This is a genomic window from Brevundimonas sp. P7753, assembly GCF_013386595.1.
In the GTDB taxonomy this organism is placed as follows: Bacteria; Pseudomonadota; Alphaproteobacteria; order Caulobacterales; family Caulobacteraceae; genus Brevundimonas; species Brevundimonas bullata.
This window is the reverse complement of record NZ_JACARP010000068.1, coordinates 45,445-63,338: the sequence shown is the minus strand read 5'-3', so window position 1 is coordinate 63,338 and position 17,894 is coordinate 45,445. Positions and strand designations below refer to the sequence as shown.

Sequence of the window (17,894 nt, the reverse complement as noted above, 5' to 3'; positions counted from 1 at the left end):
TCGCCCGGCAATTGAGTGGATTCCGCATGAGTGATCGCCGCATTCCCCGTGAGGGAGCCCTGCGCGTCCGGCTCCTGGCCGGCGCGGCGCTGATCGCGTGCCTGCCGGCCTTGCCGACGATGGCCCAGGTCGCCGCCGCCTCTCCGGTTGAGGCCCCCGCCGCCAGCCCCCAACCCGCTCCGAATACGCCCGGCGCCGACGGCCTGACGCCAGGCGGGCTTTACGTGAACGCCGACGCCGCCGCGCGCGAAGGCGATGTCGTGACCGCCAGCGGCACGCCGGATGATCGCGTCTTCGCCCGGACCCGCGACCACAGCATTCGCGCCGAAGAAGTCACCTATGACCTGAAAAGCGGCGTCGCCACCGCCTCGGGCCAGGCCGAGGTTGTCGCCCCCGACGGCTCGGTCCTGCACGCCAGCCGCGTCGAACTGGATGCGGCCTTCAAGGCTGGCGTCGCCACCGATCTGGCCCTGCGCCTGACCAATGGCGCCAGCCTGATGGCCGCCACCGCCGTGCGCCGCTCGGAAAACGTCAGCGAGCTGAACCGGGTCATCTTCACCCCCTGCCCGATCTGCGACGTCGACGGTCCCAAGCAGCCGACCATTTCGATCCAGGCGGACAAGGCGGTTCAGGACGAAAACCTGCGCGCCATCCTGTATCGCAACGCGGTCTTCCGCGTCGGCGGCGTGCCCGTCTTCTATCTACCGGCCTTCGCCCACCCCGACCCCAGCGTCGATCGCGCCTCCGGCTTCCTGATCCCGCGTGTGGATTGGGACGAGGGCCGAGGCGGCTCGGTCGAAATCCCCTACCTACTGGTGGTCTCGCCGTCCGAGGACTGGCTGTTCAGCCCGCAGATCAACACCAAGGTCGCGCCCTTGCTGAACCTGCAATGGCGTCGACGCTTCGCGAACGGGACCATCGTCGCGCGCGGCGGTTACACCTATGGCCGCAACTTCGGCGACTTCGACCTGGACGGGGACGGCGATACGGAAAGCAACGTCCGCTTCGGCGACCGCACCAGCCGCAGCTATCTGCTGGCCCACGGCAAGTTCGATCCCGACGGCCCGTGGCGCTACGGCTTCACCGCCGAGCGCGTGTCCGACAAGACCCTGTTCGACCGCTATGACGTCAGTTCGACCTATCAGGACAACGGCCTCTACTACGGCGACCGACGTCGCCTGATCAGCCAGGTCTACGCCGAGCGTCAGACCGAACGGTCCTATCTCTCGGTCGCCGCCTTCTCGATCCAGAGCCTGCGGCTGGACCCGCGCTATTCGGCGACGGACTTCCGCGACCCGAACGGCTTCAAGATCTTCGAGCGCGAGAGCACCCTGCCCCTGGTCGCGCCCATCGTGGACGCCCGGTGGGAGCCGGAAGGCCCTGTGTTCGGCGGACGCCTGCGTCTGCGCGGCTCGGCCGTGGCCTTGACCCGCGACGCCTATGTCGGCTTCCCCACCCTGCGCCCCGAGTTGATCCCGCCCGCACCGACCGACGCGCTGCCGGGCGTCGACAGCCGCCGCCTCACAGGCCAGGTCGACTGGCGGCGGACGATCATCACGCCCATGGGTCTGCGCTGGGAGCCGTTCGTCGACGGCCGGCTGGATGTCTATTCTGTGGACGACCTGCCGCCGATGCTGGGCAAGACCTCCGACGTCCTGTCGCGTGGCCGCGCCAGCGCCGGGGTGGATGTCAGCTATCCGCTGTACCGTCGCCTCAGCGCCTCGTCAGACCTGGTGCTGGAGCCCATGGCCCAGTTGTCGGCCTCGACCGACGCCGATCTGGACCCGCGCATTCCCAACGAAGACAGCCAGACGCTGGAACTGGACGAAACCTCCCTGTTCCGCATGGATCGTTTCCCCGGCTACGACCTGATGGAAGGCGGGCTGCGCTTCACCGCCGGCGCCCGCGCCACCCTGCGCTGGGACGACAAGCGATCGGCCAGCCTCTTTGTCGGACGCAGCATGCGCGCCGACGACCAGCGCGAATTCCTGACGCCGATCCCGGATGATCCCGCTCGGCTCTATGACCCGTCCGGCGTCGCCTCGCGCACGACGGATTGGGTGGTTCAGGCGACCTTCGCGCCTTCCGATCGTATGCGCGGCTGGTTCCACGCCACGGTCGATGGGAACGGCGAGATCCGCCGTGCGGAAACGACCATTGACGGACGCTGGAGTCGCCGCAACGCCGCCAGCCTGAGCTACATCATCGACCGCTCCAATCCGGTCAGCGGCCCGCTCAACCGCAACTATGAATTCGTTCAGCTTTCCGGCCAGCAGTTCATTCGCGGCAACTGGGGCGTGGCGGTCAACGGCATCGCTGACCTGGAGCGCGACATCGTCACGCGGTCCGAAGTCGGCCTGCTGTTCGACGACGATTGTTTCCGATTCGAACTCGGCTGGCGGCGTGATAACACCCGCGTGCGCCCGACCGGGCCATCCGAGGGCGTCTATGTCCGACTTAACCTCGCCACTTTCGGAGGTTCAGGTTATGATCGAAATGATATGCGGTAAGCATGGCGTGCAGGGGCGTGCGCCCTACATGGCCCGGAACGTTTAATGACGCTGCTGGGACCGGGTCGAGACCGCTTTAGGGAATCAGGACTGACGATGCGTTTGATGCGTTATACGACGGGCGTGGCCATGGCCGCCCTTATGGCCGGCACGACTATCGGACAGTCTGCGGCCCAGACGGCTCCGGCGCAGCCTGCGCCCGCTGCCGGAACGCTGAATCCTGCGGCGGAAGAAGCGCCTCAGCGCGCCGCTCCCGCCCCCCAGTTCCGCCTGTCCGACGGCATCATCGCCACCGTCAATGACCGGATCATCACCGGCTACGACCTGCGTCAGCGGATGCTGGTGCTGATGGCCATGACCCAGGTTCAACCCACCGAAGAAAACATCGGCGCCATCCAGCAGCAGGCGTTGAACGACCTGATCGAGCAGCACCTTCAGGCCGCCGAGATCGCCAAGTTCGAACAGCTGAAGATTTCCGACGCCGAAGTCGATCAGGAAATCGCCGGCATGGCCCGCGAAGCCGGCGCCACCCCGGAAAGCTATATGGCCTTCCTGGAACAGGGCGGCATCCGTCCCCAGCCCTTCCGCGAGCAGCTGCGCACCGAAATCGGCTGGCGCGACCTGGTCGGCGGGCGTTTCCGCGACCGCGCCAAGGTCACGCGCACCCAGGTCGAGCAGGCCATGCGCCAACTGACCGAGTCCGCGACCAAGCCCCAGTATCTGGTCGGCGAAATCTACATCGAGGCCAACCGCGTCGGCGGCATGCAGGAAGCCGTCAACGGCGCCCGCCAGCTGGTGCAACAGATGGTTCAGGGCGCGCCCTTCATGGCCGTCGCCCGCCAGTTCTCGGCCGCGCCTTCGGCCGCCCGCGGCGGCGACGCCGGCTGGGTGGTTCAGGGCACGGTCCAACCGGCCCTGGAGCAGGCGATGGCCTCGCTCGAGGTCGGCCAGCTGTCCAACCCCATCCCCGTCGATGGCGGCGTCTACATCCTCTATATGCGCGACAAGCGTTCAGGCGCGGCCACCAGCCTGGTCCAGATGAAGCAGGTCATGATCGAACTGCCGGAGACGGCGAGCGAAGCCGAAGTCGCGGCGGCGTCTCAACGTCTCGAAGCGCTCCGCAGCGGCACGACCTGCGACAACATCATCGAGCGCGCCCGCGCCGAACAGGGCATGCTGGGCGCCGACCTGGGCGAAAGCGACGTCGCCAACCTGCTGCCGCAGTTCCAGCAGGTCGCCCGTTCGGCCGAAGTCGGCACGGTCAGCAGCGTCGTCCGCACCCCGCTGGGCGTCCACATCCTGGCCGTCTGCGGTCGTCGCCTGGGCGGACCCGAGGCCCCCTCAGCGCAACAGGTCGAAGCCCGTCTGCAAAATCAGAACTTCGCCATGCTGGGCCGTCGCTATCTGCGCGACCTGCGGGCCGACGCCCTGATCGAAATCAAGCAGTGATGAGCGGGCGTCCGCTCGTCGTCACGATGGGCGACCCCGCCGGCGTGGGGCCGGAGATTATCACCAAGGCGTGGCCGATTCTGGCCACGCCGCCCGGCCCGCTCGCCCCCGTCACGCCCTTCGCCGTCATCGGCGACGCCGACGTGCTGGCGGCCCAGGGCGCGCCAGTGCAGCAGATATTCAGCCCGTCCGAGGCCGCCGCCGTCTTCGGCCGCGCCATCCCCGTCCTGCACCAACCGGCCCCCGCGCCGGTGACGCCGGGCCAGCCCGACCCGCGCAACGCCCCCGCTGTAGCCGACTGGATCGAGCGCGCCGTCGACCTGGTCATCTCGGGCGAAGGCTCCGGCGTCGTCACGGCCCCCATCGCCAAGGCGCCCATGTACGCCTCGGGCTTCCGCTTCCCCGGCCACACCGAGTTCATCGCCGAACTGACCGCCGACATGCCATTTTCCGGCACGCGCGGCCCGGTCATGATGCTGACGGCCAAGGACCTGCGCGCCTGTCTGGTGACCATCCACGTCGCCATCGACCAACTGCCTGAGCTTGTGACCGCCGAACGCGTCATGCGCGTCGCCCGCGTCGTCCACGAATCGATGAAGCGCGATTTCGGCATTGCCGCCCCGCGCCTGGCCATGGCCGCCCTCAACCCCCACGCGGGCGAAGGCGGCTCGATCGGCCTGCAGGAAATCGAGGTCCTGCGCCCTGCCGCCGCCGCCCTGCGCGCCGAGGGGCTGAACATCACTGATCCCTTGCCCGCCGACACCCTGTTCCACGATGAGGCTCGCGCCCGCTATGACGCGACCGTCTGCCTCTATCACGATCAGGCCCTGATCCCGGTCAAGACCCTGGATTTCTGGGGCGGGGTCAACGCCACCCTCGGCCTGCCCATCGTCCGCACCTCGCCCGACCACGGCACCGGCTTCGACATCGCCGGCAAGGGGATCGCGCGCGCCGACAGCTTCATCGCCGCCGTGCGCCTGGCTTCAGAGATGGCGGCGGCGCGCGCCACGCGCTAAGGCCTCCGTATGACGGACCTTCCCTCCCTTCGCGAAACGCTCGACGCCCACGGCCTGCTGGCCAAGAAGAGCTTCGGCCAGCACTTCCTGCTGGACCTCAATGTAACGCGCAAGATCGTCCGCTACGCCGGTCCGTTCGACGGCCGCGCCGTGATCGAGGTCGGCCCCGGCCCCGGCGGCCTGACCCGCGCCATCCTGGAAAGCGACGCGGGCAAGGTGGTGCTGGTCGAGAAGGACCCCCGCTTCATCCCACTGCTCAGCGAACTGGACGACGGCTCCGGCCGCCTGACCATCGTCGAGGGCGACGCCCTGAACGTGCGCGAGGACCAACTGGTCGAGGGTCCGACCCATCTGGTGTCGAACCTGCCCTACAACGTCGGCACGCCCCTGCTGATCAAGTGGCTGACCGGCCCGTGGCAGCCCTGCGCCCTGACCCTGATGTTCCAGAAGGAAGTGGCCGAGCGCATCGTGGCCGCCCCCGGCGACGACGCCTATGGCCGGCTGGCCGTCATCACCCAGGCTGTGGCCGAGGCCCGCATCGTCATGCACCTGCCCGCCGCCGCCTTCACCCCGCCGCCCAAGGTGGCCTCGGCGGTCGTCCATGTGGTCCCTCTGGCCGACCGCCCCTCGCCCGAACGGCTGAAGAAGCTGGAACGCGTCACCGCCGCCGCCTTCGGCCAGCGCCGCAAGATGCTGCGCTCCAGCCTGAAACAGCTCGGCGGCGGCGATCTGTGCGAAGCCGCCGGCATCGAACCCGACGCCCGCGCCGAAGTCATCGACATCGCCGGCTTCCTCCGCCTGGCCGACGCCCTGAAGTAAAGCCTGCCATGACCGTTGAAATCGACCCCTTCCGCGCCATCAGCGTCAGCCGCCTGGCCCATGAACTGAAGGCCCAGGGCCGCTCCATCATCCACATGGAGTTCGGTCAGCCCTCGACCGGCGCGCCCGACGCCGCCATCGCCGAGGCGCACCGCATTCTGGACTCGGAACCCGGCGGCTACTGGGAAAGCCCAGCCCTGCGCGCTCGCATCGCCAAGCTTTACGATGACCGCTACGGCGTGGCCGTCGATCCCGAGCGGATCGTCATGACCGCCGGCGCCTCGCCCGCCCTGGTGCTGGCGCTGATGATGCGGTTCCAGCCCGGCGACCGCGTGGCCATCGCCCGCCCCGGCTATGTCGCCTACCGCAACACCCTGAAGGCCCTGCACATGGAGCCGGTGGAGATCGACTGCGGCCCCGAGGTGCGCTTCCAACTGACCGCCGAGGCCCTGCGCGCCCTCGATCCGGCCCCGGCAGGCGTCATTATCGCCAGCCCCGCCAACCCGACCGGCACCATCATCCCCGAGGCCGAACTGAAGGCCATCGCCGAGGTCTGCCGCGAGCGGAACATCTCGGTCATCTCGGACGAGATCTACCACGGCCTGTCTTACACCGGCCCGACGCCGTCCATGCTGCAGTTCGAGCCCAACGCCCTGATCGTCAACAGCTTCTCCAAATACTGGAGCATGGCCGGCTGGCGTCTGGGTTGGCTGCTGCTGCCCGAGGCCGAGGTGCCCCAAGCCCGCGCCCGCGTCGGCAACATGTTCCTGACCCCAGCCACCCTCAGCCAGCACGCCGGCCTGATCGCCATGGACTGCGAGACGGAGCTGGAGGCCAATATCGACGTCTATCGCGCCAACCGCGCCCTGATGCTGGACGCCCTTCCGGCCATGGGTCTGCGCTCCATCGCCCCGCCGGACGGCGCCTTCTACATCTACGCCGACATCGGCCACCTGACCGACGACAGCATCGGCTTCTGCGAGGCCCTGTTGCGCGAAACCGGCGTGGCCACCGCCCCCGGCGTCGACTTCGACCCGGTCAACGGTCACCGCTTCATCCGCTTCAGCTTCGCCGTCTCGACGCCCCAGGTCGAAGACGCCCTGGCCCGCATCAAGCCCTTCTTCGCGGCACGAACGGCGGCGGCCGAGGAACGTCTCAGCGCCTAGGGGCGTTCGACAGGTCCCGAAACATTCGGAGCCTTCATGTCGAAATCGCGTCTCGTTGCTTCCGCCGCCCTGCCCTTCGCCCTGGTCTTTCTGACCGCCTGCGGATCACCCGCCGAGACGCCAAAGCCCAAACAGCCGTCTGCCTCGGCACAGGCTCCGGCATTGACTCGCGACGCGATTGAGACGGCGGTGTTCGCCGCCGCCCCGCCTCCGGTCGCAAACGGCCAAGCGGCGCCCTCCGCGCCCGATCCAGCCATCGCTCGCGCCCAGATTCTGCTGGACCGCGCCAACTTCTCGCCCGGCGTTATCGACGGCCTGGGCGGCGACAACACGCGTCAGGCCATCGCCGCCTTCGAGAAGGCCGCAAACCTGCCCGAGGACGGCGTTCTCGACGCCGAGGTCTTCCGTCGCCTGACGGCGGGCGACACCGGGAAGGTCATGGCCGACTACACGATCACCGCCGCCGACCTCGCCGGCCCCTTTATCGGTCAGGTCCCGTCGGACCTTCAGGCCATGTCCAAGCTGACCACGGTCGGCTACGCCACGCCCCTGGAAGCCTTCGCTGAGAAGTTCCACATGACCGAGGGCCTGCTGCGCGCCCTCAATCCCGGCGTCGATTTCGGCAAGGCGGGCCAGACCATCATCGTGGCCGCCGTGGTCCAGACCGACCTGACCGCCGACGTCGCCCGCATCGTGGTGGACAAGACCGAACGCTCGGTTCGCGCCTATGACGCCAATGACCGGCTGCTGGCCTTCTATCCCGCCACCATCGGCAGTTCAGCCCGCCCCGCGCCGTCGGGCGATCTGACCGTCGTCGGCGTCGCGCCCGAGCCCAACTATACCTACGATCCAGACCGGGTCAGCTATGACAGGGGCGACCGCAAGGTCATCGTGCCGGCTGGGCCGAACAATCCGGTGGGGTCAGTCTGGATCGACCTGTCGCGCGACACCTACGGCATCCACGGCACGCCTGACCCGTCCAAGGTCGGCAAGACCTTCTCCAGCGGCTGCGTGCGCCTGACCAACTGGGACGCCGAACAGCTGGCGTCCCGCGTCAAGCCGGGCGTGCGCGTGGTCTTCCGCTAATCGCCGTTTCCTGCCCCTCTCCCAATGGGAGAGGGCTTGAGCGCCCAAGAGCCGACGGCGATTGGTTGCGCGAAAGGGTGAGGGTCGGACTTGTCAGTCGGCGGTAGCCGTGGCGCTCGATTTTAGGTGGGAGCTTAAGCGCCCATATGGTTTGGGCGGGCGGCTTTGGCGGACGAACCTTCGGCTTACGCCGACGAACGCCGGGAAACCCTCACCCTTTCGCCTTGGCGGATCGCCTTCGGCTCTCCGAGGCTCAAGCCCTCTCCCATTGGGAGAGGGTGAAGCGATCAGGTCAGACCACTTCCTTCAGCAAGGCGTCCTTGTAGCCCTCGACCCAAAGGTTGCGCGTCCGGCAGCTGCGCTCAGCGTGATAGATGTGCGCCAGCTCCGCATAGCTGCTGTCGAAATCCTCGTTGACCAGGACGTAGTCGAACTCGTCGCAGTGTTCGATCTCGCCCTTGGCGTTGGCGACGCGGCGTTCGATCACGTCGTCAGCGTCCTGCGAGCGCGTCACCAGGCGGCGGCGCAGTTCTTCCAGGCTCGGCGGCAGGACGAAGACGCGCACGGCGTCGCCGGGGCATTTCTCGGCCACGTCGCGGGCGCCCTGCCAGTCGATATCGAACAGGACGTCGCGACCCTCGGCCAGGGCGCGGTTCACCGGCGCGGCGGGCGAGCCGTAACGGTTGCCGTGCACGTCGGCCCATTCCAGGAAGGCGTCCGCGTCGATCAGACGCTGGAATTCCTCCTGGCTGACGAAGTTGTAGTCGCGACCGTCGACCTCGCCCGGACGAATGCCCCGCGTGGTCATGGAGACCGACAGTTCCAGCCCCTTGTGATCGGCCATCAGACGGCGGCACAGAGACGTCTTCCCGGCCCCCGACGGACTGGCGACGATCAGCAGGACGCCACGGCGGGGGGTGCGGTTATTCGACATTCTGAACTTGTTCTCGAAGCTGCTCGATGACGGCCTTCAGTTCGAGGCCGATTCCGGTGAGCGGCGTGGTAGCGGATTTCGAGCAGAGCGTGTTCGCTTCGCGCATGAATTCCTGCATCAGGAAGTCGAGTTTTCGCCCGGCGGGGGGTTGCTGCAACAGTGTCCGCGCGGAATCGACGTGGGCGGTCAGGCGATCCAGTTCCTCGCGCACGTCCGCCTTGGTCGCCAGGGCCGCCGCTTCAAGGAAGATTCGCTCCTCCAGACCCGGCGCATCCGGGGCCAGTTCGCTGATCCGGCGGGTGAAACGTTCGCGGATCGCCTCGGTCTGGCTCGAAGCTTCCAGTTCCGCCCGCGCGACCAAGGCCTCGATGGTCCCGACAAAGTCGCGGATCACCGGCGTCAGTTGCTCGCCCTCGCGCTGACGCGACAGCTTCAGGGCGTCCAGCGCCTGTTCGATGGTGGCGGCGATGGCGGTCTCGACGGCGGTGCGGGCCTCGGGGTCCTCGTCCTCCTCGGCCACCTCGATGACGCCGCGCAGGGACAGCAGGCCGTCAGCCGAGGGCGGCACGGCACCCTCTTCCGCCAACTGGTTCGCCAGCTTCAGATAGGTGGCCAGGACGGCCTCATTGACGCGCGGCGCGGGCTCACTGCCCTCGGCCCGCTTGGCCTGAACGCCCAGCGTCACCTGACCCCGGTTCAGACGCGCCTGCGCCGCCGCCTTGGTCAGCCGTTCCAGATTGTCGAAGCCGCCGGGACCGCGATAGCGCACCTCCAGCGACCGCCCGTTGACCGAACGCGCCTCGACCGTCCAGGTCCAGCCGTCCAGCGCCCCGTCGGTCCGGCCAAAGCCGGTCATGCCTGAGATCTGGCTCATCGTGCTGCCGCCGGATTCATGGTGATGACGGCGGCGCCCGCAGGCGTCTCGACCACAGCCCCCTCGCCCATCGGCGTCGTCGCAGCGCCCGGAACAGAAGCCGTCTGGCCGGGCGGCAGGCCCGCCTTCCGGCGCTCGATCTCGCGCCAGCGCGCCACGTTCAGCAGGTGCTCGGGATAGGTCCGCGCGAAGACGTGACCGCCTGTGCCGTCCGCGACGAAGAAGACGTATTCCGAACGCGGCGGGTTCAGCACCGCCTTCAGCGCCTCCTCGCCGGGGTTGGCGATGGGCGTCGGCGGCAGGCCGTCGATCAGATAGGTGTTCCACGGCGTCTGGGCCCGCAGCTCCGAGGCGCGAATGCCGCGTCCCAGCGGACGGCCCTTGGTCACGCCATAGACAATGGTCGGATCGCTCTCCAGCCGCATCCCGAGCCGCAGCCGGTTGGTGAAGACCGCCGCCACCTGGGGCCGCTCCGAGGCCAGGCCGGTCTCCTTCTCGACGATGGAGGCCAGCACCATGGCCTCTTCCGGCGTCGTGATGATGGTGTTGGGCGAGCGCTGCGCCCACAGGGCGGCCAGCTTGCTCGTGGCGGCGCGCTGCATCCGGGCGACGACCGAGGCGCGGGTCTCGCCGCGCGACACCTCATAGGTGTCGGGCCACAGGCTGCCCTCAGGCGGAACCTCGACCTCGCCGGTCAGGACCGGCTGCTTCATCAGGATGTCGACCGCCTGGGCCGAGGACCAGCCCTCGGGCAGGGTCACGTAGTGGCGCACCGCCTTGCCGTCGACCAGCAGGCCGACCACGGTGGCCAGTGAGGCGCCCGACGGCACCTCATACTCGCCCGCGCGGATCTTGCGGTCGGCGCCGCTCAGGCTGACGGCGGCGCGGAACAGGTCGGTCGAGCGGATCACGCCCGCCGATTTCAGATTGGCGGCGATGGCCGAGACGCCCGCCCCCGACGGCAGGGTGACGATGGTCGCCTCGCCCTCCCTGGCTGACGGTCCAGGCCCCCAATAGACCACCCACAGGCCGATCAGGGCCGCCGCCACGAAGACGCCCAGCGTCCCGGCGGCGGTGATCAGGCCGACGCCGAGGCTGGATTTAGGCCCCCCGCCGCCGCCCCGCTTCGGTACGCGCGACTTGGGGATGCGAACCTTGGGCGTGGGGCGACGCGACGGAGCCTTGGCCAAATCAGTCGACCTTCTTGAAGATCACGGCCGCATTGGTGCCGCCGAAGCCGAAGCTGTTGGACATGGCGACATCGATCTTCATCGGCTTGCCCTTGTGCGGCACCAGGTCGATGGCCGTTTCGTGCTCGGGATCGTCCAGGTTGATGGTCGGCGGGGCGATCTGGTCGCGAATGGCCAGGACCGAGAAGATGCTCTCGATGGCCCCGGCGGCGCCCAGCAGGTGCCCCGTCATCGACTTGGTCGAGGACACCGCCACGTCCTTGGCGTGATCGCCGACCAGACGCTCGATGGCCCGCAGCTCGATCCAGTCGGCCATGGTCGAGGTGCCGTGGGCGTTGACGTAGTCGAGGTCCGACGGCTCCATGCCCGCGCGCTTCAGCGCCATCTTCATGGCCCGCAGGCCGCCGTCGCCGTCCTCGGACGGGGCGGTGATGTGATAGGCGTCGCCGCTCATGCCATAGCCGACGACCTCGGCGTAGATCTTGGCGCCGCGCGCCTTGGCGTGTTCGTACTCTTCCAGCACCATGATGCCGGCGCCCTCGCCCATGATGAAGCCGGCGTGGCCGCGGTCATAGGGACGCGAGGCCTTCTCGGGCGTGTCGTTGTAGGCCGTGCACAGGGCCTTGCAGGCCAGGAAGCCGGCGATGCCGATCGGCACGACCGAGCTTTCAGCGCCGCCCGCCACCATGACGTCCGCGTCGCCCAGAGCGATCATCCGGGCCGCGTCGCCGATGGCGTGGGCGCCGGTGGCGCAGGCGGTGACGACCGAGTGATTCGGTCCCTTCAGCCCGTGGCGGATCGAGATCTGACCCGAGGCCAGGTTGATCAGGGCCGAGGGAATGAAGAAGGGGCTGACGCGACGGACGCCCTGTTCCTTCAGCACGATGGCCGTCTCGGCGATGGGGCCCAGGCCGCCGATGCCGGAGCCGACCATGACGCCGGTCTCTTCCTTGTCGTCCTCGGTCTCGGGCTTCCAGTTCGCATCGGCCAGAGCCTCGTCGGCGGCGGCGATGGCGTACAGGATGAAGTCGTCGACGCGCTTCCTGTCCTTGGCCGACATCACCTGATCGGGATCGAAGACGCCCGGCTGATCCGGCGCGCCGCGTCCACGACCGTCCACGGACGGAACTTCACCCGCGATGGTGCAGCCATAGCCCTCGGTGTCGAAGCAGGTGATCGGACCAATGCCCGAGCGGCCCTCGACGATGCCCTTCCAGACATGTTCCACGCCCGAACCGAGCGGGGTGACAAGGCCGAGGCCCGTGATGACGACGCGGCGCATGGTTCGCGCTCCTTGGACTATAAGAATCGTGACCGAAAACAATAATGGCCGCCGGACGGTCCCGCTAGGGTCCCGTCACGGCGGCCATCATTTGGAAGTGCGACGGATCGCAGCTGGATTAACCAGCCAGCTTCTCGTCGATGAACTTCACAGCGTCGCCGACGGTCTGGATGTGCTCAGCGGCGTCATCCGGGATTTCGACGTCGAATTCTTCTTCGAAGGCCATGACCAGCTCGACGTTGTCGAGCGAGTCGGCGCCCAGGTCGTCGATGAAGGAGGCTTTTTCCGTGACCTTGTCCGGATCGGCGTCCAGGTGGTCGATAACGATCTTGCGGACGCGTTCGAGGGTGTCGGACATGAGTGTCTCTCTGCCTGTTTGTTGTCGCCGTGAAGGCGGGGTCTCAGTGTTCGCCGTGTCACGGCAGCCGGTTGGAAGCAAGACCCGAGGGACTCACCGCCGCGAAGCATTCCCGCCCTTTAGCACAGCCATCGGGGCGGGAAATAGATTGTTGCGCGTCGTGATGGCGACGCGCAACGCTTTAGATCATCGCCATGCCGCCGTTCACGTGCAGGGTCTGCCCCGTGACATAGGCGGCTTCGTTGGACGACAGATAGACGGCGGCGGCGGCGATTTCCTCGCCCGTGCCCAGTCGGCCTGACGGAATCTTGGTCAGGATGGCCTCGCGCTGCTGGTCGTTCAGCACGTCCGTCATCGGCGAAGCGATGAAACCGGGGGCGATGCAATTCACCGTGATCCCGCGCGAACCGACTTCCTGGGCCAGCGACTTGGAGAAGCCGATCATGCCGGCCTTGGACGCCGAATAGTTGGTCTGGCCGGGGTTGCCGGTCACGCCGACCACCGAGGTCACGCCGATGATGCGGCCCGAACGGCGCTTCATCATCCCCTTAACCGCTGCGCGGGTCAGGCGGAAATAGCTTTCCAGGTTGATCTGGATGACGGACTGGAAGTCCTCGTCCTTCATCCGCATCAGCAGACCGTCCTTGGTGATGCCCGCGTTGGCGACCAGGATGTCCAGCGGGCCGCCGGCGGCTTCTTCAGCCCGCGCCACCAGCCCATCCACCGATTCCGCATCCGACAGGTTGGCGGCGGCGAAGAAGGCGCGCTCGCCCAGCTCCTTGGCCAGATCAGCCAGCACGGCCTCGCGCGTGCCCGACAGCACCACCGTCGCGCCCTGAGCGTGCAGCGAGCGCGCAATGGCCCCGCCGATGCCGCCGGTCGCGCCGGTCACCAGGGCGATCTTTCCCGAAAGGTTGAACATTATGTCTCTCCGTAATGGCGAGTGATTAGTGACGAGTGGCGAGGAAAAGCAGAGTGAAGGGGCGAATGTCTCGCCACTCGTCACTCGCCACTCGTCACCGCCTTCGCGAACGCTTCCAGGTCTTCCGGCGTGTTCAGCGCCAGGCTCTCGGCGTCGGGCGCGATACGCTTGGCCATGCCGGTCAGGACCTTGCCCGAGCCGATCTCGGCGAAGCGGGTCACGCCGCCTTCCCCTGCCATCCACTCCATGCTCTCGCGCCAGCGCACGCGGCCCGTGACCTGCTCGACCAGTAGGCGGCGCAGGACTTCCGGGTCCGTTTCCGGGCGGGCGGTGACATTGGCCACCACGGCGACCAGGGGCGCAACGATCTTCGCCTCCGCCAGCGCATCAGCCATTTCGTCGGCGGCGGGCTGCATCAGTGGGCAGTGGAAGGGCGCCGAGACGTTCAGCGGGATGGCCCGCGCGCCCAGTTCCTTGGCCTTCTCGATGGCGCGGTCCACGGCGGCCTTGTCGCCCGAAATCACCACGTTGCCGTTGTTGTTGTCGTTGGCGACGACGCAGACGCCGACTTCCGAGCCCGCCGCAGCAGCGGCTTCGGCCAGGGCCAGGTCGGTCTTGGGACCGATCAGCGAGGCCATCGCGCCCTTGCCCACCGGCACGGCGCGCTGCATGGCCTGACCGCGCAGCTTCAACAGGCGCGCCGTGTCCGACAGGCTGATCGCGCCGACAGCGGCCAGAGCCGAGTATTCGCCCAGGGAGTGACCGGCGACGAAACCGGCCTTGGCCACGTCCACGCCGAACTCGACCTTCAGCACCCTTGCCGCCGCCGCCGACACGGCCATCAGGGCCGGCTGAGCGTTTTCGGTCAGGGTCAGTTGATCTTCCGGGCCTTCGCGCATCAGGTCGAACAGCTTCTGATTCAGCGCGTCGTCGACCTCGGCGAAGACCTCGCGGGCGCTGGCGAAAGCCTCGGCGAGAGCGGCGCCCATGCCGACGCTCTGGCTGCCCTGGCCGGGGAAGAGAAGCGCGAGGGTCATGCGAAACGATCCGTAGTCCGTTGATTCAAGACGCCGAGGCGTAGGCGAAACCCGCCCCTACGGCAAGAACTCGCCCCCTCGAACCGGGACCTTGCGCACGACTCCCCGCCCCGATCCCAGTGAATCACAGGGATTGGACGGCTCTGGCGTCGATCAACGCACGCCCCCCGAAACCTGAGCCACAATAGCCTCATGACCCGCACCCCCGCCCTCCTGAAATCCTCCCCCGCTACGCAAGGGAGGATCGCAGAGCCCGCCGGTTGCACTTATTGCACCAATTGCATTGTTTTTTTCGTCGCACCGTACAACCCTCTCCCGCTGGGAGAGGGCTTGAGCGCCCAAGAGCCGAAGGCGATTGGCCGCGCAAAAGGGTGAGGGTCGGCCCTTACAGTCGGCCTTGGCCGCAACCCTGCAATCGCTGCTGACGCCGTGAGCCGCCTCAGAACAACCCAATCAGCTCCTTGCCCGCCAAGACGGCGAACAGGATGGCCGCCGCCGCCAGCAGCGTGTTCGACAGCCCTTGACTGCGCCATTCCCTCGGCACGCGGTCGCTGTTCAACAGCCACAGCAGCGTCCCCGCCAGGAAGGGCATGAACAGGCTGCCCAGCACGCCATAGGCGACAATCAGACCGAAGGGCCGGTCCATGAACAGCAGGGCCATGGGCGGGAAGGTCAGCCACAGGGCGAACCCTCTGAACGCCCGGCTGCGGTCGCCGCGCACCGCCTCCTCGCCCGCCCGCCCCCGCACATGGGCGGTGAAGTCGGCGAACATCAGGCTGACGCCCTGCCAGACGCCCAGCAGGCTTGAGAAGCTGGTGGCCCAGAAGCCGACCAGGAACAGAATCGAGACCGGTCGCCCGAACCGCTCCCTCAACACCTGATCCAGGTCCAGAAGCCCCCGCTCACCGCCTTGCAAGGCTATGCCCGCCGCGTACAGCAGCTCGGCCCCGACGATCAGCATGGCCACCACGAAAACCCCGGTGACGATATAGGCGACCCGGTTGTCCAGCCGCATCACCGCCATCCAGCCCGGCCCCTTCCAGCCCTTGGCGTTCAGCCAGTAGCCATAGGCCGCCATGGTGATGGTCCCGCCCACCCCGCCGATCAGGCCAAGGGTATAGAAGACCGACCCCTGCGGTAGGCTGGGCCACAGTCCGGTCAGCAGGGCCGGAATATCCGGCGTCACGATCACGGCCAGGCCGACCACGGTGACGAACATCACCCCGACGCAGGCCGTCATCACCTTCTCGAACACGCCGTATCCGCCGAACCAGACGAAGCTCAGCCCCGCGATCCCGCTCAGCATCCCCCAGACCTTCAGGTCCAGGACCGGGAACAGGGCGGCCAGCGGCAGGGCCGTGGCCGTCATGGCCGCCGCGCCGTACACAAAGCCCCAGATGACGACGTAGAGACCGAAATAGAGGCCGGCCCAGTTCAGCCGCCCGCCTATGGCGCCGGGCAGCAGCCCGCGCCCCAGGCTCGACCAGCCGTCAAAGATCGTCCGCTCGCTGGCCAGGGTCCAGCGCCCCACGGCCTCGGCCAGGGCGATCTTCAGCACCGTCCCGATGATGGCCGCCCACAGCAGGGCGTAGCCGAAGCGCGACCCGGCGATCAGGGTCGCCACCAGATCCCCCGCCCCCACGCCCGTCGCCGCCACGACGATGCCCGGCCCGATCAGGGACCAGCGCTTCTTGAGGGCGGCGCTCGGCTCGGATGGGGTCATGCGGCGTCTCCGGTCAGGCCGAGACCCTCCGCTGTTTCGGCCCGGCCTGGCAATACAGGCCCCGGAGCCTTGCTCTGGCGGGCTTTTTCCCCTATACGCGCCGCCTTTCCAGGGCTTCGGTCCTGTTGCGGAACGCCAAAGGGTTCGGGAAGTCCTCCCGGCCGCCGCTTCAGGAGCCATCGTGGACAGGACTTACCCGGTCCGTTTCACGCCGATGCCCACAAGGGAGACTACCGCATGGCTCTTTACGAGCACACGGTCATGACGCGCCAGGATATCTCGGCGCAACAGGCCGAAGCGCTGAACGACACCATCAAGGCTCTGATCGAAGAAGGCGGCGGCAGCGTCGCCAAGATCGAGTACTGGGGTCTGCGCAACCTGACCTACCGGGTCAAGAAGAACCGCAAGGCTCACTATTCCCTGCTCGCTCTGGACGCCCCGGCTGCCGCCGTGGCCGAAGTCGAGCGTCAGCTGTCGCTGAACGAAGACGTTCTGCGTTGGCTGACCGTCCGCGTCGAGGAACTCGACCTGGAACTGTCGCCCCTGCTGGCCCGTCGTGAACGTGAGCGCGATCGTGATCGCCCCGCGCGCACCGACGAAGCTGCGGCTTCGGAATAAGGAACCGGATCATGACCGACACAACCGCTCCCTCCCCGGGCGCCCCGGCCGGCTCCGGCGCCGCTGGACGTCGCCCCTTCTATCGTCGTCGCAAGGTCTGCCCCTTCTCGGGCGCCAACGCACCGAAGATCGACTACAAGGACGTGAAGCTGCTGCAGCGTTACGTTTCCGAACGCGGCAAGATCGTGCCCTCGCGCATCACCGCCGTTTCCGCCAAGAAGCAACGCGAACTGGCCAAGGCCATCAAGCGCGCGCGCTACCTGGCCCTCCTGCCGTACGTGGTGAAGTAAGATGAAGGTCGTTCTGCTGGAACGCGTCGAGAACCTCGGCGCCATCGGCGACGTCGTCACCGTCAAGGACGGCTTCGCTCGTAACTACCTGCTGCCGCGCGACAAGGCTCGTCGCGCGACCTCGGCCAACCTGAAAGCGTTCGAACTCGACCGCGCGGCTATCGAAGCCCGCAACGAGAAGAACAAGGCCGACGCACAGAAGGTCGCCGACAAGATCGACGGCCAGACCTACGTCATGATCCGTCAGGCCGGTGAAACGGGTCACCTGTACGGTTCGGTCGCCGGTCGCGACGTGGCTGAAATCATTCAGTCCGAAGGCGGCAAGGTCGAGCGTTCGCAAGTCGTGCTGAACGTCGCGATCAAGGCCCTGGGCGTCCACGAAGTGCCGGTTCGCCTGCACCCCGAGGTCCGCGCCACGGTCAAGATCAACATCGCCCGCTCGGCCGAAGAAGCCGAACGTCAAGCCAAGGGCGAGGATGTCATCCGCGCCCAGTTCGACGACGAGCGTAACGCAGCCGAGCAGTCCGCCAAGGAACTGATCGAAGGCGGCGCTGGTCAGCAAGAAGGCTTCGGCGACGAAGCCTGATCTGTCGACTGACGGTATCGATCAAGGGGCGCGT

Annotated in this window: 17 protein-coding genes; 9 read left to right on the top strand and 8 right to left on the bottom strand. The window is 67.5% G+C overall.

The genetic code is table 11. The features are described from left to right. Positions 1-26: 26 nt before the first annotated feature. The 6 genes from HX774_RS13435 (at position 27) to HX774_RS13410 (ending at position 8,046) form a co-directional block, all read left to right on the top strand. On the top strand, positions 27-2,510 hold the full coding sequence (locus HX774_RS13435) for an LPS-assembly protein LptD (RefSeq protein ID WP_178827492.1): 2,484 nt from the start codon (positions 27-29) through the stop codon (positions 2,508-2,510). 96 nt (positions 2,511-2,606) lie between these two features. Continuing rightward, a complete protein-coding gene (locus HX774_RS13430) occupies positions 2,607-3,959 on the top strand; it encodes a peptidylprolyl isomerase (RefSeq protein WP_178827489.1) in 1,353 nt (450 codons plus the stop codon). Next, complete coding sequence (gene pdxA, locus HX774_RS13425) at positions 3,959-4,975, top strand: 4-hydroxythreonine-4-phosphate dehydrogenase PdxA (RefSeq protein WP_178827487.1); 1,017 nt, start codon at positions 3,959-3,961, stop codon at positions 4,973-4,975. The genes HX774_RS13430 and pdxA overlap by 1 nt, the downstream gene beginning before the upstream one ends. A gap of 9 nt (positions 4,976-4,984) precedes the next feature. Beyond that, positions 4,985-5,794: a 16S rRNA (adenine(1518)-N(6)/adenine(1519)-N(6))-dimethyltransferase RsmA gene (gene rsmA / locus HX774_RS13420; RefSeq protein ID WP_178827485.1), complete on the top strand. Its 810-nt coding sequence runs from the start codon at positions 4,985-4,987 to the stop codon at positions 5,792-5,794. Between the two features lie 8 nt (positions 5,795-5,802). Then, positions 5,803-6,960, top strand: coding sequence for a pyridoxal phosphate-dependent aminotransferase (locus tag HX774_RS13415; RefSeq protein WP_178827483.1), 1,158 nt, complete (start codon positions 5,803-5,805; stop codon positions 6,958-6,960). Between the two features lie 36 nt (positions 6,961-6,996). Further along, the gene (locus HX774_RS13410; RefSeq protein ID WP_178827481.1) at positions 6,997-8,046 is read left to right on the top strand and encodes a L,D-transpeptidase; all 1,050 of its coding nucleotides are present in this window, start codon (positions 6,997-6,999) and stop codon (positions 8,044-8,046) included. A 292-nt stretch (positions 8,047-8,338) separates the two neighbouring features. Here HX774_RS13410 and gmk read toward each other — a convergent pair whose 3' ends face one another. The 8 genes from gmk to HX774_RS13370 all read right to left on the bottom strand — a co-directional run bounded on the left by gmk (position 8,339) and on the right by HX774_RS13370 (position 16,366). Beyond that, positions 8,339-8,980 carry a guanylate kinase gene (gene gmk / locus HX774_RS13405; protein WP_114816669.1) on the bottom strand — a complete coding sequence of 214 codons (642 nt, stop codon included), beginning with the start codon at positions 8,978-8,980 and terminating at the stop codon, positions 8,339-8,341. Beyond that, the gene (locus HX774_RS13400) at positions 8,970-9,854 is read right to left on the bottom strand and encodes a YicC/YloC family endoribonuclease (RefSeq protein ID WP_178827479.1); all 885 of its coding nucleotides are present in this window, start codon (positions 9,852-9,854) and stop codon (positions 8,970-8,972) included. Before HX774_RS13400 ends, gmk begins: the two co-directional genes overlap by 11 nt. Continuing rightward, entirely contained in the window at positions 9,851-11,044 is a 1,194-nt protein-coding gene (gene mltG, locus HX774_RS13395) for an endolytic transglycosylase MltG (RefSeq protein WP_178827477.1), read from the bottom strand. The genes HX774_RS13400 and mltG overlap by 4 nt, the downstream gene beginning before the upstream one ends. A 1-nt stretch (position 11,045) precedes the next feature. After that, the gene (fabF, locus tag HX774_RS13390; protein WP_178827475.1) at positions 11,046-12,326 is read right to left on the bottom strand and encodes a beta-ketoacyl-ACP synthase II; all 1,281 of its coding nucleotides are present in this window, start codon (positions 12,324-12,326) and stop codon (positions 11,046-11,048) included. A gap of 118 nt (positions 12,327-12,444) precedes the next feature. Then, positions 12,445-12,684: an acyl carrier protein gene (locus HX774_RS13385; protein WP_105564338.1), complete on the bottom strand. Its 240-nt coding sequence runs from the start codon at positions 12,682-12,684 to the stop codon at positions 12,445-12,447. Positions 12,685-12,865: 181 nt separating this feature from the next. Further along, complete coding sequence (gene fabG / locus HX774_RS13380; protein ID WP_178827473.1) at positions 12,866-13,606, bottom strand: 3-oxoacyl-[acyl-carrier-protein] reductase; 741 nt, start codon at positions 13,604-13,606, stop codon at positions 12,866-12,868. Positions 13,607-13,686: 80 nt separating this feature from the next. Next, positions 13,687-14,643 carry an ACP S-malonyltransferase gene (gene fabD, locus HX774_RS13375; RefSeq protein WP_178827472.1) on the bottom strand — a complete coding sequence of 319 codons (957 nt, stop codon included), beginning with the start codon at positions 14,641-14,643 and terminating at the stop codon, positions 13,687-13,689. A 439-nt stretch (positions 14,644-15,082) separates the two neighbouring features. Beyond that, positions 15,083-16,366, bottom strand: a complete 1,284-nt coding sequence (locus tag HX774_RS13370; protein ID WP_178827469.1) for an Nramp family divalent metal transporter — start codon at positions 16,364-16,366, stop codon at positions 15,083-15,085. A 237-nt stretch (positions 16,367-16,603) separates the two neighbouring features. Between HX774_RS13370 and rpsF the strand changes: the two genes are divergently transcribed. From rpsF to rplI, 3 genes are read left to right on the top strand one after another with little or no spacing between them, the layout of a single operon-like run. Then, complete coding sequence (gene rpsF / locus HX774_RS13365; protein ID WP_178827467.1) at positions 16,604-16,984, top strand: 30S ribosomal protein S6; 381 nt, start codon at positions 16,604-16,606, stop codon at positions 16,982-16,984. A gap of 11 nt (positions 16,985-16,995) precedes the next feature. Beyond that, entirely contained in the window at positions 16,996-17,274 is a 279-nt protein-coding gene (rpsR, locus tag HX774_RS13360; protein ID WP_114816677.1) for a 30S ribosomal protein S18, read from the top strand. Between the two features lies 1 nt (position 17,275). Next, positions 17,276-17,860: a 50S ribosomal protein L9 gene (gene rplI, locus HX774_RS13355; RefSeq protein WP_114816678.1), complete on the top strand. Its 585-nt coding sequence runs from the start codon at positions 17,276-17,278 to the stop codon at positions 17,858-17,860. Positions 17,861-17,894 lie beyond the last annotated feature (34 nt).

Excerpts from the sequence above, each read along its gene's own strand:
- HX774_RS13430 (WP_178827489.1), top strand. The coding sequence starts at position 2,607 with ATGCGTTTGATGCGTTATACGACGGGCGTGGCCATGGCCGCCCTTATG.
- fabD (WP_178827472.1), bottom strand. The coding sequence starts at position 14,643 with ATGACCCTCGCGCTTCTCTTCCCCGGCCAGGGCAGCCAGAGCGTCGGC.
- pdxA (WP_178827487.1), top strand. The coding sequence starts at position 3,959 with ATGAGCGGGCGTCCGCTCGTCGTCACGATGGGCGACCCCGCCGGCGTG.
- HX774_RS13385 (WP_105564338.1), bottom strand. The coding sequence starts at position 12,684 with ATGTCCGACACCCTCGAACGCGTCCGCAAGATCGTTATCGACCACCTG.
- fabF (WP_178827475.1), bottom strand. The coding sequence starts at position 12,326 with ATGCGCCGCGTCGTCATCACGGGCCTCGGCCTTGTCACCCCGCTCGGT.
- rpsF (WP_178827467.1), top strand. The coding sequence starts at position 16,604 with ATGGCTCTTTACGAGCACACGGTCATGACGCGCCAGGATATCTCGGCG.
- HX774_RS13435 (WP_178827492.1), top strand. The coding sequence starts at position 27 with ATGAGTGATCGCCGCATTCCCCGTGAGGGAGCCCTGCGCGTCCGGCTC.
- HX774_RS13415 (WP_178827483.1), top strand. The coding sequence starts at position 5,803 with ATGACCGTTGAAATCGACCCCTTCCGCGCCATCAGCGTCAGCCGCCTG.
- HX774_RS13410 (WP_178827481.1), top strand. The coding sequence starts at position 6,997 with ATGTCGAAATCGCGTCTCGTTGCTTCCGCCGCCCTGCCCTTCGCCCTG.
- rplI (WP_114816678.1), top strand. The coding sequence starts at position 17,276 with ATGAAGGTCGTTCTGCTGGAACGCGTCGAGAACCTCGGCGCCATCGGC.
- rsmA (WP_178827485.1), top strand. The coding sequence starts at position 4,985 with ATGACGGACCTTCCCTCCCTTCGCGAAACGCTCGACGCCCACGGCCTG.
- rpsR (WP_114816677.1), top strand. The coding sequence starts at position 16,996 with ATGACCGACACAACCGCTCCCTCCCCGGGCGCCCCGGCCGGCTCCGGC.
- fabG (WP_178827473.1), bottom strand. The coding sequence starts at position 13,606 with ATGTTCAACCTTTCGGGAAAGATCGCCCTGGTGACCGGCGCGACCGGC.
- HX774_RS13370 (WP_178827469.1), bottom strand. The coding sequence starts at position 16,366 with ATGACCCCATCCGAGCCGAGCGCCGCCCTCAAGAAGCGCTGGTCCCTG.
- HX774_RS13400 (WP_178827479.1), bottom strand. The coding sequence starts at position 9,854 with ATGAGCCAGATCTCAGGCATGACCGGCTTTGGCCGGACCGACGGGGCG.
- gmk (WP_114816669.1), bottom strand. The coding sequence starts at position 8,980 with ATGTCGAATAACCGCACCCCCCGCCGTGGCGTCCTGCTGATCGTCGCC.